We start from the raw sequence: 14,143 nt of genomic DNA, 5'->3' as shown, positions 1-14,143 counted from the left end.
TTCCGCTCCTCGACTCCTGCCATCCGGCGGGCCGGCGGCCCAACATCATCCTGATCCATGACGAATCCAGCTTCGACATCCGCGCTGCGAAGGGCATCAAGGTTCCGCCGAGCTATGGCAGCCACTTCAATTCCTTCGACGGCAAGCAGCGGACCTTCCTCGCCGAAAGCAGTGGCGGGCCGAGTTGGTTCACCGAGTACAACGTGCTGGCGGGCCTGTCGTCGCGCTCGTTCGGCCGCTTCGCCTATTTCGTGACCCGCATCGCCTCCGGCCGGGTCGAGCGCGGGCTGCCGCTGGCCCTGCGCCGCTGCGGCTATGAGACGATCTCGCTATATCCGGCCCATGGCGGGTTCATGAGCGCGCGCAGCTTCCAGACCACGACCGGCATCGAGCGGTTCTACGATGCGCACGATCTCGGCGCCAAGGACGTCGAGCCGGACAGCTTCTTCTACGACAAGGCGGTTCAGTTGATGGCACAGAAGGCGCCGAACAAGCCGCTGTTCACCTTCATCTATCTCGCCGCAAATCATTTCCCGTGGGAGACGCGTTTTCGTCCCGACCTGATGCCGTCCTGGCGCGCACCCGGCAACGTGCCCTCAGTCGACGAATATCTGCGCCGGCAGGCGATGAGCGCCGAGCAGTACAAGGCGTTTCTTGCCGCGCTGAAGAGGAAGTTCCCGGCCGAGCCGTTCCTGATCGTGCGCTACGGCGATCACCAGCCGGAATTCGCCCCCCAGATCCTCGAACCGGGGCTTGACGAGGCTGGTCTCGGCAAGAAGCTCGAGAACTACGACCCGAGCTACTACGCGACCTACTACGCGATCGATGCCGTCAATTTCCAGCCGGTGCGGAGCGAGGCCGTGATGGATACCATCGATGGACCCTATCTGCCGCTGGTGGTCCAGGAAGCGGCCGGCATCCCGCTCGATCCGTCCTTCGCCGAGCAGAAGCAGATCATGCTGCGCTGCAAGGGGGTTTTCTATGCCTGCAAGGACGGCGCCGAGGCGCGCCGCTTCAACCGCCTGCTGATCAGCGCCGGCCTCATCCACGGCCTGTAACGCGCCGGCACCGGTTCCCGGGAGCCTTGGCCCGTTGCTCGTGGACACGCTTCGCTTGGCCCATCGTACGGTCTACAATCTCAAACGACGACTGACCTATCGGGAGTTGCGACCATGGCCCTTACCGTCAAGCAGATGCTCGAAGCCGCGAACGCGGCGGTACCCAAGATCACGCCGGCCCAAGCCCAGGAGATGATCGCGAAGGGCAACGCGCTGGTCCTTGACGTGCGCGATGCGCCCGAGATCGAGAAGAGCGGCAAGGCCGCCGGCGCCGTGCATGTCTCCCGCGGCATGCTGGAGTTTCGCGCCGATCCGGAATCGCCCTATCACGACAAGAATTTTTCCAAGGACAAGACCGTGATCCTCTATTGCGCCTCGGGGGGACGCTCCGCGCTCGCCGGCAAGGTGCTCAAGGACATGGGCTATGCCAACGTCTACAATATCGGCGGCTTCAAGGATTGGGCGGACAGCGGTGCGCCGGTCGAGAAGCCGATCGAGCCGGGCATGTGACGGGGAACAGCGCGCCGTTGTATGCAGCTCGCTTAGCGCTTTCCGATCCTCTCCCAAAGCCAGCGCGCCACCGCATCGGGCGACGACGTCGCATCATTGCCGCTGGCGCGCAGGTTGGCTTCGCGCATGGTGGCGATGTCGATCCTGCCGAGCAGCGGCTCTAACGCAGCCTTGAGCCGCTCGTCGTCCTTGCGCCTGGGCGCAAGCAACAGGACCGCATCGTAAGGCGGGATCGCGTGCCTCGGATCGTCCAGCACGACCAGATCGTATTTCGCGATCAAGCCGTCGCTGGTGTAGCCCGCGATCACGTCGACCTCGCCGGAGGCGACCGCCGCATACATGAAGTCTGGCTGCATCTGCCGCTGGGCGCGGAACGAAAGGCCATAGGCCTGCCTGAGACCGATCCATTCGGGCCGCGAAAAGAACTCGTAATCGCCGGCGATCGACAGGCCGGGTGCGCGCGCCGCGAGGTCGGCGATCGAACGGATGCCGAGCGCCTCGGCGCGCTTGCGCGGCATTACCAGCGCATAGGCGTTTTCGAAGCCGATCTCGCCGAGCAGGGTGATGTCCTGCTTCGCCAGCAGCCTCTGCAGCTCCTTGAGGAGTTCTTCCCGCGGCCTGACGTCGCTGTGGTGAAACTGGTTGGCCCACAGCGTGCCGGAATAATCGACATAGACGTCGACATCGCTGGCTGCGAGCGCCTCGAAGATGACGCTGGAGCCGAGGCCCGCCCGCGTCGTCGCCGCAAGGCCGGAATCGCGCAGGCGATCGCTGATCAGCGCCGACAGCACATATTGCTCGGTGAACGTCTTGGCGCCGACGGCATAGCTGGAGACGGGTCGCGCCATCGAGGGCACAAGCGTCGCCGCGAGCAGGGCCGCGAGGCCGATGCCGCCGAGCGCGGTGCGAACGCGGCTGCGCCGGCGCAAGCCGTTCTCGATCAGGCCGAGCAGCTGGTCGACCGCGAGCGCCAGCACCGCCGACGCGACGCAGCCGAACAGCACGAACACCCAGTTCTGGGTCTGCAGGCCGGCGAAGATGTAGTTGCCGAGGCTGGTCTGTCCGATCGGCGTCGACAGCGTCGCGGTGCCGATCACCCAGACCGCCGCGGTGCGGATGCCGGCCATGATCACTGGCAGCGCCAGCGGAAGCTCGATCATGAACAGCGATTGCCGCTCGGTCATGCCGACGCCTTGTGCCGCTTCCTTCAGGCCGGCGTCGATGCCGTTCAGGGCGGTGATGCTGTTGCGCAGGACCGGGAGCATGGAATAGAGCGCCAGCGCCAGCATCGCCGGCAGGAAGCCGAACGCCGAGAAGGAAAAGCCTAACCAGGCAAGCGTCAGCGCGGAGGCCGCGAGCAGCAGCGGGTAGAACAGCGCCAGCAGCGCCAGTCCCGGCACGGTCTGCACCACGCTGGCGAAGGCGAGCAGGGCGCCGCGCATCAGCGGGTGCCTGCGGGTGAGGATTGCGAGCGGCAGGCTGACGATCAGCCCAAGCAATAGCGCCGCGAGAGAAACGCGCACGTGGTTGCCGAGATAATCGGGCAGATGGCCCAGCGCTTCGGGAACGCGCGGATCGCCAAACGGGCTCATGCCGCACCGTCAGGGCCCGACAGCGAGCTAAGCCGCTCGGCCTGGCGCCGCGGGGTGCGGAGAAGCTCGGTCACGTAAGCGTCATCGCTGCCCGCGAGCTCCGCCGGCGTGCCCTGCGCCAGCAGCTTTCCCCCGCCCATTACCGCGATCCGGTCGGCAAGCAGGATCGCTTCGGTCATGTCATGGGTGATCATGACCGTGGTCAGCCCGAGCTTGGAGTGCAGCGCGCGATAGTCCTCGCCGAGACCATCCCGGGTGAGTGGGTCGAGCGCGCCGAACGGCTCGTCCATCAGCACGATGTGCGGGCTGGCTGCCAGCGCCCGCGCCACCCCGACGCGCTGGCGTTGGCCGCCGGAGAGCTCGTGCGGCAGGCGATGGCGATGCTCAGTGGGATCGAGCCGCACCAATTCGAGCAGTTCGTCGACGCGCGAGGAAATCTGTTGCGGCGGCGTGCCCAGCAATCTGGGTGTGATGCCGATATTGTCGGCGACGCTCATATGCGGAAACAACCCGCCGCTCTGGAAGACGTAGCCCATGCGGCGGCGCAACATGACCGGGTCGCTGTCGCCGACATCTTTCCCCTCGATGGTGATCTTGCCGCTGTCCGCCTCGATCAGGCGGTTGGTGAGCCGGAGCAGGGTGGATTTGCCGGAGCCTGAGCTGCCGACGATGGCGAGAAACTCGGCCGGCGCAATATCGAGCGAAACACCGTCGACTGCTCTCACGCGCGCTCCATCGCTCCCCGGGAAACTCTTGGCGACGTGCGCATAGCCGATCATGGTCCCGCTGGGCATCTGGCTCGCTGCCTCAATGAGTGCGTCTCACTCGCTCCCTTTTCAGGGGAGGACGAAGTTCTTCATCTTCAACCATCACGTCAACTAGCACGTCCCGGCCCTTCGTTGAACTTGGCGCGACAAGACGCTAAGGCATCAAGCCAGGACGGAAGGAACTGATTTTGCACATGGCAATGCCGACAGCAGTCGCGCTCGACGACACCACGGTAGCTTTCCGGGTAGCGGATGGGCGCCTCTATACCGCGGTGGAGAAGGCCCATCTTTCGGTCGCACAGGGCGAGTTCGTCGCCATCGTCGGCCCTACGGGATGCGGGAAGTCGACCTTGCTCAACGTCGCGGCCGGCTTGCTCAAGCCCGCATCCGGCAGCGTCAAAGTGTTCGATCAGCCGCTCGAAGGGCTGAACCGGGAGGCCGGCTATCTGTTCCAGGCCGATGCCTTGTTTCCGTGGAAGACGGCGCTCGACAACGTCGCGATCGGGCTCGAGGTCAAGGGCACGCCCCGTGCAGAGGCGCTCAAGCGCGCACAGGACTGGCTCGCTTCCGTCGGTCTGGGCGCGTTCGCCGGCCGCTATCCGCACATGCTCTCCGGGGGGCAGCGCAAGCGCGTGGCCTTGGCGCAGGTCCTGATCCGCGATCCCAAGATCCTGCTGATGGACGAGCCGTTCGGTCCGCTGGATGCCCAGACGCGCCAGGTGATGGGCAATCTCCTGCTTGAGCTCTGGAGTGCGGATCGCAAGGCCGTGCTCTTTGTCACCCATGACCTCGAAGAAGCGATCGCGCTGGCCGACCGCGTCGTGATCATGTCGGCGGGACCGTCCTCGCACATCATCGGCAACTGGCAGGTGGGGCTGCCCCGTCCGCGCGACATTTTCGAGGTGCGCCTGGACAGGGATTTTCACGCGCTGCACCGCGAGATCTGGGGCGTGCTCAAGGCCGAGGTGATGAAGAGCTATGCGCACGGCTCGCCAAGCGCGGAGGCGATTTGATGTCGCGTATGACCCTGCTTGCCCTGCAGTTGCTGGTTGCCGTGGTCGGCATCATCATGTGGCAGTTCTTCGCCTCCGTCCCGGTGTTCGGCCGTATCCTGCTGCCGCCGTTCTTCTTCTCCAACCCCATCGACGTCGCGGCCCAGATCATAAAATGGTTCTCGACCGGGGTGATCTGGAAGCACCTCTGGATCACGCTGTGGGAGTCGCTCCTGGCTTTCGCCATCGGTTCGCTCGGCGGGGTGATGGTCGGCTTCTGGTTCGCCCGCCAGCCGCGCGTTGCCGCGGTGTTCGACCCTTATGTGAAGATGGTCAACGCGCTGCCGCGCGTGGTGCTGGCGCCGATCTTCACTCTGTGGCTCGGCCTTGGCATCTGGTCCAAGGTCGCGCTCGGCGTCACGCTGGTGTTCTTCATCGTCTTCTTCAACGTCTACCAGGGCGTGAAGGAGGTGAGCCGCACCGTGCTCGACAACGGCAGGATGCTGGGCATGAGCGAGGGGCAATTGATGCGCCACGTCTATTGGCCCTCGGCCCTGTCGTGGATGTTCTCTTCGCTGCACACCTCGGTCGGCTTCGCCGTGGTCGGCGCCGTCGTTGGTGAATATCTCGGCTCGGCCGCTGGGCTGGGCTATCTGATCCAGCAGGCCGAAGGCATCTTCGACGTCGCCGGCGTCTTCGCCGGCATGTTCGTGCTGTCCGCCTTCGTCATCCTGATCGACATGGGCGTGACGCTGGTCGAGCGCAGGCTCCTGGTCTGGCGTCCGACCGCGACCGAGGAGAGAGGGTAACGCGGCGTCATTTGCGAGAAGCGAAGCGACGAAGCAATCCAGCCTGCATCCGCGGGCGCAATCTGGATTGCTTCGCTTCGTTCGCAATGACGGAAATGGAGGTGCTGGCGCCTCAATTGCGATCGCGCGCGCGCTGCTCTATTGTCCGCCGCCTAACGGAGGAAACCAATGAAGAACCTGTTTGCCCGGGTTGCCGCGACGCTGCTCGCGCTGGTCCTGACCTCGAGCCTTGCCGCGGCCCAGAGCAAGGTCACCATCGCGGTCGGCGGCGGCGCCTGCCTGTGCTATCTGCCGACGGTGCTCGCCAGGCAGCTCGGCGAATACGAAAAGGCGGGTCTGGCGGTCGAGCTCGTCGATCTGAAGGGCGGCTCGGATGCGCTCAAGGCCGTGCTCGGCGGCAGCGCCGACGTGGTGTCCGGCTATTTCGACCACTGCGTCAACCTCGCCGCCAAGAAGCAGGAGATGCAGGCCTTCGTGGTCTATGACCGTTATCCCGGTCTCGTGCTGGTGGTTTCGCCCTCGCACACCAGCGAGATCAAGTCGATCAAGGATCTCGCCGGCAAGAAGGTCGGCGTCAGCGCGCCCGGCTCCTCGACCGATTTCTTCCTCAAGTTCCTGTTGAAGAAGAACGGGCTCGATCCGGCGGGCACCGCCGTCATCGGCGTCGGCTTAGGTGCGACCGCCGTGGCCGCGATGCAGCAGGGACAGATCGACGCCGCCGTGATGCTCGATCCCGCCGTCACCGTGCTGCAGGGCAACCACAAGGACCTGCGCATTCTGAGCGACACCCGCACCCAGAAGGACACGCTCGAGACCTTCGGTGGCGAATATCCCGGCGGCTCGCTCTACAGCACCGCGGCCTGGGTCAATTCGCATGAGAAGGAGGCGCAGGCGCTGACCAATGCGATCGTGGCGACGATTGACTGGATTCACTCGCATTCTCCCGAAGAGATCATGGCGAAGATGCCCGAGGAAATCGTCGGCAAGGACAAGAACCTCTATCTCGCCGCCCTGAAGAACACGATCCCGATGTATTCGCAGACCGGCAAAATGGATCCGAAGGGCGCCGAAGCCGTGCTTTCGGTATTCAGCGTCGGTTCGCCCGAAGTGGCAAACGCGCGTATCGACGTCAGCAAGACCTTCACCAACAAGTTCGTCGATCAGGCCAGGAAGACCACGGGACTGAATGCCAAGTAGGCCAAGGAGGAGATGAAGTCGAGCGTCATGACGCCTCCCGCCATTCATCGCGTCACGACGCTCGATCTGGTGGTGCATCCCTTTGCCTGGCCCTTCGCGCAACAGCGGCGCGCCGAGATCGATGCGCACTTTGCCGCCAGGCAGCGCGAGCGGCCAAAACTCTGGAACGGCCGGGTGCTGCTCGGACGCGATGCGCGCTTCTCCGGCGGCCGTCTTGCTGCAAGCTTTTTCGAGACCGACTTCGCAAGCTTTCTCGCCTGGCGTGACTGGGGCTTTCCGGATCATTCCGTGTTCAACGGTTTCGGCATGGGCGCGTTGCGCGCCTCCGACGGCGCCTTCGTGCTCGGCGAGATGGGCGAGCACACGGCCAATGCCGGGCGCGTCTATTTCCCTTCCGGGACGCCCGACCTCGACGACATCAACGGCGACGTTCTGGATATCCCCGGCAGCGTCGCCCGCGAACTCGAGGAGGAGACCGGTTTGACGCCGGCCGATTACAGGTGCGATCCGCACTGGCACTGCGTCGTCACAGGCCCCGCGATCGCGATGATCCGCATTCTCGATGCGGACATGCCGGGCGAAGCGGTGCGGTCGCGCATCGAGGCCAATCTTAAGCAGCAGGTACATCCGGAACTCGCTGCGATCCATCTCGTGCGCGACAGCAGCGATTTCAGGCCGAGCATGCCGCGCTTCGTCACCGCATTCCTCGAGCAGCAGCTCGCCTCGGCCTGAGACGTTTGGCGCAGCGTCCAACCCTGCTGGGCGGCGCTATTCAGCTTGACATCGCTCGCGTCAGCCCATGTGATGGGAAAAAACAAGAATTATAATGCAATGCAAAATCGTCCAGGGAGGTTTTGATGCGCGTGCGCAAGGCTGCCCGCTTGTTCTGTGGGCTGATCGTCGCGATGGCGGCGACGGGCTTGGCGGTTTCCGCCCAGGCCCAGGAGAAGAAGATCAAGATCGGCGTGATCTACGACCTGACCGGGCCGCTCGCGGGAGGCGGTTCGGAGCTGCAGTACACCGGCGCCAGAATCATGCTGGACCAGTTCAGCAAGAAGGACGTCGAGGGTTACAAGATCGAGGCGATCTATGCCGATGCCCAAAGCAAGCCGGACGTCGCCATCAATGAAGCGATCCGCCTCATCGAGCAGGAAAAGGTCGACATGCTGCTCGGCTTCTTCTCATCGGCGCAGTGCGTGCCGGTGGCGGCGCGCGTCGAGCAGCTGAAGAAGTTCATGTGGATCACCACCTGCATTTCCTCGGCCGTGCTCGAGAACAAGAACTACAAATATGTGTTCCGTCCGCAGGCCAGCGGCGACCAGTTCGGCATGATGACGATGGACTTCATTGCCCAGAACGCCAAGCAGAAGTTCGGCAAGGATCCAAAGGACCTCCGGGTTGCCATCATCCACGAGGACGGTGCCTATGGCGTCGATGTCGCGAAGGGCAACGAGGCTGGCGCCAAGAAGGCCGGCTTCAACATCGTGCTGAGAGAAGGCTATTCGGCGACTGCTCCGGATTTGTCCGCCCTGGTAACGAAGCTGAAGCGCGCCCGGCCCGATGTGATCTTCCACACCGGCTACAATCCCGACATCACACTGTTGCTGCGGCAGGCGCGCGAGCAGGGGCTGAAGTTCGGTGCGCTGATGGGCCACGGCGCGGGTTATGGGGTCTATGAGAAGTTGAAGGAAGGCCTGGGCACCGACGTCAACTACGTCTTCAACGCCGATCCGATCTCGATCTGGCTTGCCAACCAGAAGGCCATGGATCCGAAGCTGCCTCCGATGATCCAGATGGTCGGTGAAGAATTCGACAAGCGGAAGCCGGGCGTCGCCATCCGTTCCGCCCATGTCGGCATGGCGGCGTCGAACACCTATGTGTTCCTGACCGAGGTGTTGCCGCGCGCGATCAAGAAATATGGCGGCGTCGATCCGGATGCCCTGCGCAAGGCGGCGCTCGAGGTCGATCTGCCGGAGGGCGGAACCATGCTTGGCTTCGGCGTGAAGTTCCACGGCGAAGGCACGCCGATGGCAGGCCAGAACGAGCGCTCGTTCCCGGTCGTCATCCAGTATATCGACGACAAGTCCTATGTGGTGTGGCCCAAGAGCCAGGCGCAGCGCGAGGCTGTGCTGCCGCTGCCGAAGGGTACCACCTACAGCAATCAGTAGCGCGGGCGTCGAAACGGCGGAGCATTGCGGTGCTGGAGGTTCGTGGGCTGGTGAAGCGCTTCGGCGGCTTCAGGGCAGTCAACAATGTGTCGTTCAGCGTCGATCAGGGCGAAATTCTGGGCCTGATCGGACCCAACGGCTCGGGCAAGAGCACGATCTTCAACATGCTCTCCGGCACGCTGACGCCTACCGCCGGGTCGATCGTCTTCGACGGCCACGAGATCGCCGGACTCGCGCCGCATCGGATCATCAATCGCGGCATCGGGCGCACCTTCCAGATCCCGCGCCCGTTTCGGCGCCTGAGCCGGTTCGAGAATGTGGCCCTGGCCGGCTTCTACGGCCAGGGCCGCCACAGCCGTGCAAAAGCGGAGGAGGCCGCGGAGCGAGCACTCGCCATGGTCGGCCTGCCGACGGATCGCCGGGCGACCGTCGACGGGCTTGGCGCGGCCGGTCTGAAGAAGCTTGAGCTTGCAAAGGCGCTCGCGACCGGACCGAAGCTCCTGCTCGCCGACGAGAGCCTCGGCGGCCTGGACGAGACCGAGATGGAGCAGGCAGCCGACATGCTGCGCCGGATCCGAGACGATCTCGGCATCACCATCATCTGGGTCGAGCATATCATGGGCGTATTGATGCGCGTGGTCGACCGCGTGATGGTGCTCGACCACGGCGAGAAGATTTCGGAAGGTCTGCCAAGCGCGGTGGCCGCCGACCCGCGCGTGATCGAGGTCTATCTCGGCACCGATGCGGAAACGACGCAGGCCGCGGCCGCCGAAGCGCGGCGGCGGGCGGGAGGCTGAGTCATGCTCGAACTGCGGTCGGTTGATGCAGGTTATGCCAGCTTCCGGGCGCTGTTCGATGTCAATCTCGACGTGAAGGCGGGCGAGGCGGTCGGCGTCATCGGTCCGAACGGCGCCGGCAAGACTACGCTCATGCGCGCAATCTCCGGGTTGATCCGGCCCACGCGCGGATCGATCCGTATGGAGGGCGTGGACGTGGCCAGAACCCCGACACATCGCATTGTCGGTCTCGGTATTGCCCACGTGCCGGAAAACCGGCGGCTCTTTCCACGGCTTTCCGTAGAGGACAATCTCAAGATGGGCGCCTTCATGCCGGGGGCTCGCGCCAGCTATGCCGAGCGGCTGAGATTTGTGTTCGATCTGTTTCCGCGCCTCAGGGAGCGCCGCCATCAGATGGCCGGCACCTTGTCGGGAGGCGAGCAGCAGATGTGCGCGATCGGGCGCGCGCTGATGTCGAAGCCGAAGCTCCTGCTCCTGGACGAGCCCTCCGCCGGGCTTGCCCCGGTCGTGGTGCAGCAGGTGTTCGAACTGGTCAAACGCATTCGCGCAAGCGGGCTGACGGTTCTGATCGTCGAGCAGAACGTGCAGCAGGTGCTGCGCGTGGTCGATCGCGCCTACCTGATCGAGGCGGGGAAGATCCGGACGTCGGGAACCTCCGCCGAGATGCTGGCGAGCGATACCGTCAAGGAAGCTTATCTCGGGGTGTAGGAACGGCGGGGAGCATGCAGGGATTTCTTGAATTCTTCGACATCTATCTGGTCGAGGCCGTGATCAACGGCATCCTGCTCGGCGGGGTGCTGGCGCTGCTCGCGCTCGGGCTGAACCTGATCTTCGGCGTCATCGATGTGACCTGGATCTGCTATGCCGAGCTCGTGATGATCGGCATGTACGCCATGTATTTCATCGTTCAGTATTACGGCATCAGCTACTTCATCGCGGCACCCATCACCATTCTGCTGGTGGCCGTCCTCGGCGCGCTGCTGCATTACCTCGTGATTGCGCCGCTGCTCACCGCGCCGCCGATCAACCAGCTGCTCGCCACCGGCGGCGTGCTGTTCGTGCTGCAGAGCTTTGCCACGGTGGCGTTCGGGGTCGACTTCCGCAATCTCGGCATCCGCCTGCCGGTGCTGGCACTCGGCGACATGAACTTCAGTTACGCGCGGCTGCTGTCGTTTGCGGCGGCGCTGATCGCCATGGTGGCGGTTTATCTCTTCATGACGCGAACGTTTACCGGCACCGCCATCCGCGCCATCTCCCAGGACCGGCAGATCATGGCGCTCATGGGCGTCGACGCCAGGCGGATTTATCTCGTCACCTCGGCGTTGGGAGGCGCACTCGCCGGGCTCGCTGCCTGCCTGTTGGTGCTGCAGTACGACGTGCATCCCTTTGTCGGTCTGTCGTTCGGGCCGATCACCTTCCTGATCTGCGTGCTCGGAGGGCTCGGCAACTTCATCGGCGGATTCATCGCCTCGTTCGTCTTTGCCGAGATCATCTCGCTCGGCGGACTGTACTCGGATCTCGAGTGGGGCTATGTGCTCGCCTTTGCCTTCTTCATCGTGATGATGTTCATCCGGCCCGCAGGGCTGCTCGCGAGGCGCTCATGAAGGGACGGCTTGCCGCAGGGATCGCCGGGCTCGCGGCGCTGATTGCGCTGCCGTTCGTCTATCGGGATCCCTATCACCTTCACATCCTGGTGCTGATCCTGATCTGGTCGTTCGCCTACACCTCGTGGTCGATCATGGGACGGTTCGGCCTGGTGTCGCTCGGACATGGCGGATTCATGGGGATCGGTGCCTATGTCACGGCGCTGTTGTGGAATCACCTCGGCCTGTCGCCCTGGATCGGCATCCCCTTGAGCATGGCGGCGGCGGGCGCGCTGGCGCTTGTCGTCGGCTACCCCTGTTTCCGCTTCCGCATCACCGGGCACTATTTCGTGTTGGTGACGCTGGCGCTCTCGGGCATCGTGCTGCAGGTGGTTACGGCGACGCGCGACTACACCGGCGGCTCGCTTGGCTACACTCCGAACCGCACACGCGGCAGCGGCCTGCTTGCCCTGCAGTTCGACGACAAGACGACGTGGTATCTGATCGCGCTTGCGGTCTGGGTCGGCGGCCTTCTGATCTGGCACTGGATCGATCGCAGCATGAGCCGGTATGCGCTGGAGGCGATCTCGGAGGACGAAGACGCGGCGGCTGCCGCCGGCATCAACGTCACGGCGGAGAAACTGAAGATCACGCTGATCAGTGCGCTGATGACGGCACTCGCCGGTGCAATCTATTGTCAATATCAGATGTTCATAGCGCCTGACGTGGTCAGCGGTATCGCGGTGTCGCTGCAGATGGTGTTTGCCGCGATCGTCGGCGGCCTCTATGTCTCCTTCGGGCCCACGGTCGGCGCCATCATCACGATCCTGCTCGCTGAAACGCTGCGCATCGGCTTCGGCACCCAGGCGGTCGGTTGGGACAATCTCGTGTATGGCGTGCTTCTCGTTCTCTTCATCATATTCCTTCCCAAGGGCATCCTTGGTAGCTTGCTTGAACGAGTGAAGCTGCAACGCAAACCCTCTCCGGCCGCATGAACAGGAATTCTTCCCGATCGCTTGTCACCGAGCTGGATCGGTTCATCTCGCCTTTCCGTGTCGACGGCTCCGGAAAATTTCACCTCAAGGCCCACAAGACCGACGCCAGAGGCGGGCTCGACAAGGAGGAAGGCGAGAGGATCATCGATGCCAACCGCAAGCGGCTGAGCGACTTCCAGGAAAAGCTCTACGCGCAGGATCGCTGGTCGCTGCTCCTGATCTTCCAGGGCATGGACGCCTCGGGCAAGGACAGCGCGATCAAGGCCATCTTCGAGGGCGTCAACCCGCAGGGCTGTCAGGTCTACTCGTTCAAGCAGCCGACCAGCCACGAGCTCGATCATGATTTCCTGTGGCGCTGCATGATCGCGCTGCCGGAGCGCGGCCGCATCGGCATCTTCAACCGGTCCTATTACGAAGAGTGCCTGGTGACGCGGGTGCATCCGCATCTCCTCGAACTGGAGAAGATCCCGCACAAGCTAGTGACGAAGAACATCTGGCGTGAGCGGTTCGAGGATATTTCCGCCGTCGAGCGTTACCTGTCACGCAACGGCACCGTGATCCTGAAGTTCTTTCTCAACCTCTCCCGGGAAGAGCAGCGCCAGCGCTTTCTCGATCGGCTGGAAGATCCTTCCAGGCAGTGGAAGTTCTCCATGAACGACGTCTCCGAGCGGGCGTTGTGGCCGCGCTACCAGGCGGTGTACCAGGACATCGTCAGGCACACCTCGACGCCGGCGGCGCCCTGGTACGTCGTGCCCGCCGACCACAAGTGGTTCGCGCGCGTCGTCATCGGCTCGGTGATCGTCTCGACGCTCGACGGCCTCAATCTGCAATACCCGCGCGCCGACAAGGCCTCGCTGCGCGAATTCAAGACGGTGCGCAAGGCGCTGGAGCATGAACGCAAGGGCCGCGCCAGGGCCGGCTGATGCTTGATAAACCGGATCCGATCGAACTGGAATTCCCTCTCCCCCGCAATGCGCTGCGGGGTAAACTGGGCGCGCCGACAGGTTGATTCAACCAAGGCCATGCGACCAAAATTTGTGAAGGAGGTTCCGATGCGCTTACTGGCTTGCACGATCCTTGCGCTGGGTACGGTCCTTGCCGCCGCGCCGGCGCACGCCCAGACCTACGACCCGAGCTACCCGGTTTGCCTGCAGATCTTCACCGGCTTCAACGACTCGTACTACGAATGCAGGTATTCGAATATCAACCAGTGTCGGGCATCGGCCTCGGGACGTCACGCCATGTGCGTGGTGAATCCCTACTACCAGGGCCCAAGGGCGCGCCGGTCACGGGCTTATCGGCCGTACTACTAGGCGCGGTGAGGATCGGCCGGCGTCAGGGCCCGTGTCAGAAGCCGACCTGCTCGTTCATGTAGAAGGTATTGAGCAGGGTGATGCGCGGCTGGTTTGTCTTGATGGTCGGACGGCCGTGCCAGCTCATCCTGGTGAGCGAGTGATAGGCCTTCAGCACCACGAAGGCATATCCCGTGTTAGGCAGGAACGGGATGGTCTTCACCGGCTCGAGGCAATACGAGCCGACGTGAAACAGGCCCTTGAGAGAGGCGCGATACAGCGTCGTACCGAGCGCTTGCTGGCCGTCGTCGGTCGGACAATAGAGCTGCATCGTCACCACCTTCTTGCGCGTGTCCGGATGCGGCTTGATCTGGTAGCCGTCC

14 protein-coding genes and 2 pseudogenes are annotated in these 14,143 nt (G+C 63.7%); 13 read left to right on the top strand and 3 right to left on the bottom strand.

Annotated features, from left to right (window positions below; translation table 11 throughout):
* Positions 1 to 1,058 (top strand): sulfatase-like hydrolase/transferase (locus HY852_RS15720; protein ID WP_291605690.1); only part of this gene is annotated, 1,058 nt, incomplete at its 5' end.
* Between the two features lie 114 nt (positions 1,059 to 1,172).
* Positions 1,173 to 1,568, top strand: coding sequence for a rhodanese-like domain-containing protein (locus HY852_RS15715; RefSeq protein WP_291605689.1), 396 nt, complete (start codon positions 1,173 to 1,175; stop codon positions 1,566 to 1,568).
* A gap of 32 nt (positions 1,569 to 1,600) precedes the next feature.
* Here the strand turns inward: HY852_RS15715 and HY852_RS15710 are convergent, their stop codons facing one another.
* Together HY852_RS15710 and HY852_RS15705 are read right to left on the bottom strand one after the other, a co-directional pair.
* Positions 1,601 to 3,160, bottom strand: a complete 1,560-nt coding sequence (locus tag HY852_RS15710; RefSeq protein WP_291605688.1) for an ABC transporter permease/substrate-binding protein — start codon at positions 3,158 to 3,160, stop codon at positions 1,601 to 1,603.
* Entirely contained in the window at positions 3,157 to 3,954 is a 798-nt protein-coding gene (locus tag HY852_RS15705) for an ATP-binding cassette domain-containing protein (protein ID WP_291605687.1), read from the bottom strand. Before HY852_RS15705 ends, HY852_RS15710 begins: the two co-directional genes overlap by 4 nt.
* Before the next feature lie 167 nt (positions 3,955 to 4,121).
* Here HY852_RS15705 and HY852_RS15700 point away from each other — a divergent pair, with 167 nt between their 5' ends.
* The 11 genes and pseudogenes from HY852_RS15700 to HY852_RS15650 all read left to right on the top strand — a co-directional run bounded on the left by HY852_RS15700 (position 4,122) and on the right by HY852_RS15650 (position 13,781).
* Positions 4,122 to 4,940, top strand: a complete 819-nt coding sequence (locus tag HY852_RS15700) for an ABC transporter ATP-binding protein (RefSeq protein WP_291605686.1) — start codon at positions 4,122 to 4,124, stop codon at positions 4,938 to 4,940.
* A complete protein-coding gene (locus HY852_RS15695; protein WP_291605685.1) occupies positions 4,940 to 5,728 on the top strand; it encodes an ABC transporter permease in 789 nt (262 codons plus the stop codon). Before HY852_RS15700 ends, HY852_RS15695 begins: the two co-directional genes overlap by 1 nt.
* A gap of 168 nt (positions 5,729 to 5,896) precedes the next feature.
* The gene (locus HY852_RS15690) at positions 5,897 to 6,925 is read left to right on the top strand and encodes an ABC transporter substrate-binding protein (RefSeq protein WP_291605684.1); all 1,029 of its coding nucleotides are present in this window, start codon (positions 5,897 to 5,899) and stop codon (positions 6,923 to 6,925) included.
* A gap of 27 nt (positions 6,926 to 6,952) precedes the next feature.
* On the top strand, positions 6,953 to 7,657 hold the full coding sequence (locus tag HY852_RS15685) for an NUDIX hydrolase (RefSeq protein ID WP_291605691.1): 705 nt from the start codon (positions 6,953 to 6,955) through the stop codon (positions 7,655 to 7,657).
* A gap of 125 nt (positions 7,658 to 7,782) precedes the next feature.
* Positions 7,783 to 9,093 carry an ABC transporter substrate-binding protein gene (locus tag HY852_RS15680; RefSeq protein ID WP_291605683.1) on the top strand — a complete coding sequence of 437 codons (1,311 nt, stop codon included), beginning with the start codon at positions 7,783 to 7,785 and terminating at the stop codon, positions 9,091 to 9,093.
* A gap of 29 nt (positions 9,094 to 9,122) precedes the next feature.
* Complete coding sequence (locus HY852_RS15675) at positions 9,123 to 9,890, top strand: ABC transporter ATP-binding protein (protein ID WP_291605682.1); 768 nt, start codon at positions 9,123 to 9,125, stop codon at positions 9,888 to 9,890.
* Positions 9,891 to 9,893: 3 nt separating this feature from the next.
* Complete coding sequence (locus HY852_RS15670) at positions 9,894 to 10,598, top strand: ABC transporter ATP-binding protein (RefSeq protein ID WP_291605681.1); 705 nt, start codon at positions 9,894 to 9,896, stop codon at positions 10,596 to 10,598.
* 14 nt (positions 10,599 to 10,612) lie between these two features.
* A complete protein-coding gene (locus tag HY852_RS15665; protein ID WP_291605680.1) occupies positions 10,613 to 11,494 on the top strand; it encodes a branched-chain amino acid ABC transporter permease in 882 nt (293 codons plus the stop codon).
* Positions 11,491 to 12,475: pseudogene (locus tag HY852_RS15660) on the top strand (branched-chain amino acid ABC transporter permease); the annotation flags it as partial. The gene HY852_RS15665 and the pseudogene HY852_RS15660, both read left to right, overlap by 4 nt.
* The gene (locus tag HY852_RS15655) at positions 12,465 to 13,391 is read left to right on the top strand and encodes a polyphosphate kinase 2 family protein (RefSeq protein ID WP_291605678.1); all 927 of its coding nucleotides are present in this window, start codon (positions 12,465 to 12,467) and stop codon (positions 13,389 to 13,391) included. The pseudogene HY852_RS15660 and the gene HY852_RS15655, both read left to right, overlap by 11 nt.
* Before the next feature lie 129 nt (positions 13,392 to 13,520).
* Positions 13,521 to 13,781 (top strand): DUF3551 domain-containing protein, encoded by a 261-nt coding sequence (locus tag HY852_RS15650; protein ID WP_291605677.1) that lies wholly within the window; start codon positions 13,521 to 13,523, stop codon positions 13,779 to 13,781.
* A 34-nt stretch (positions 13,782 to 13,815) separates the two neighbouring features.
* Here the strand turns inward: HY852_RS15650 and HY852_RS15645 are convergent.
* A pseudogene (locus HY852_RS15645) lies at positions 13,816 to 14,143 on the bottom strand (hypothetical protein); the annotation flags it as partial.

Source organism: Bradyrhizobium sp., from assembly GCF_016213215.1.
Lineage (GTDB): Bacteria > Pseudomonadota > Alphaproteobacteria > Rhizobiales > Xanthobacteraceae > Bradyrhizobium.
The sequence above is the reverse complement of the archived record's forward strand: the minus strand, read 5'-3'. Positions and strand labels throughout refer to the sequence as shown.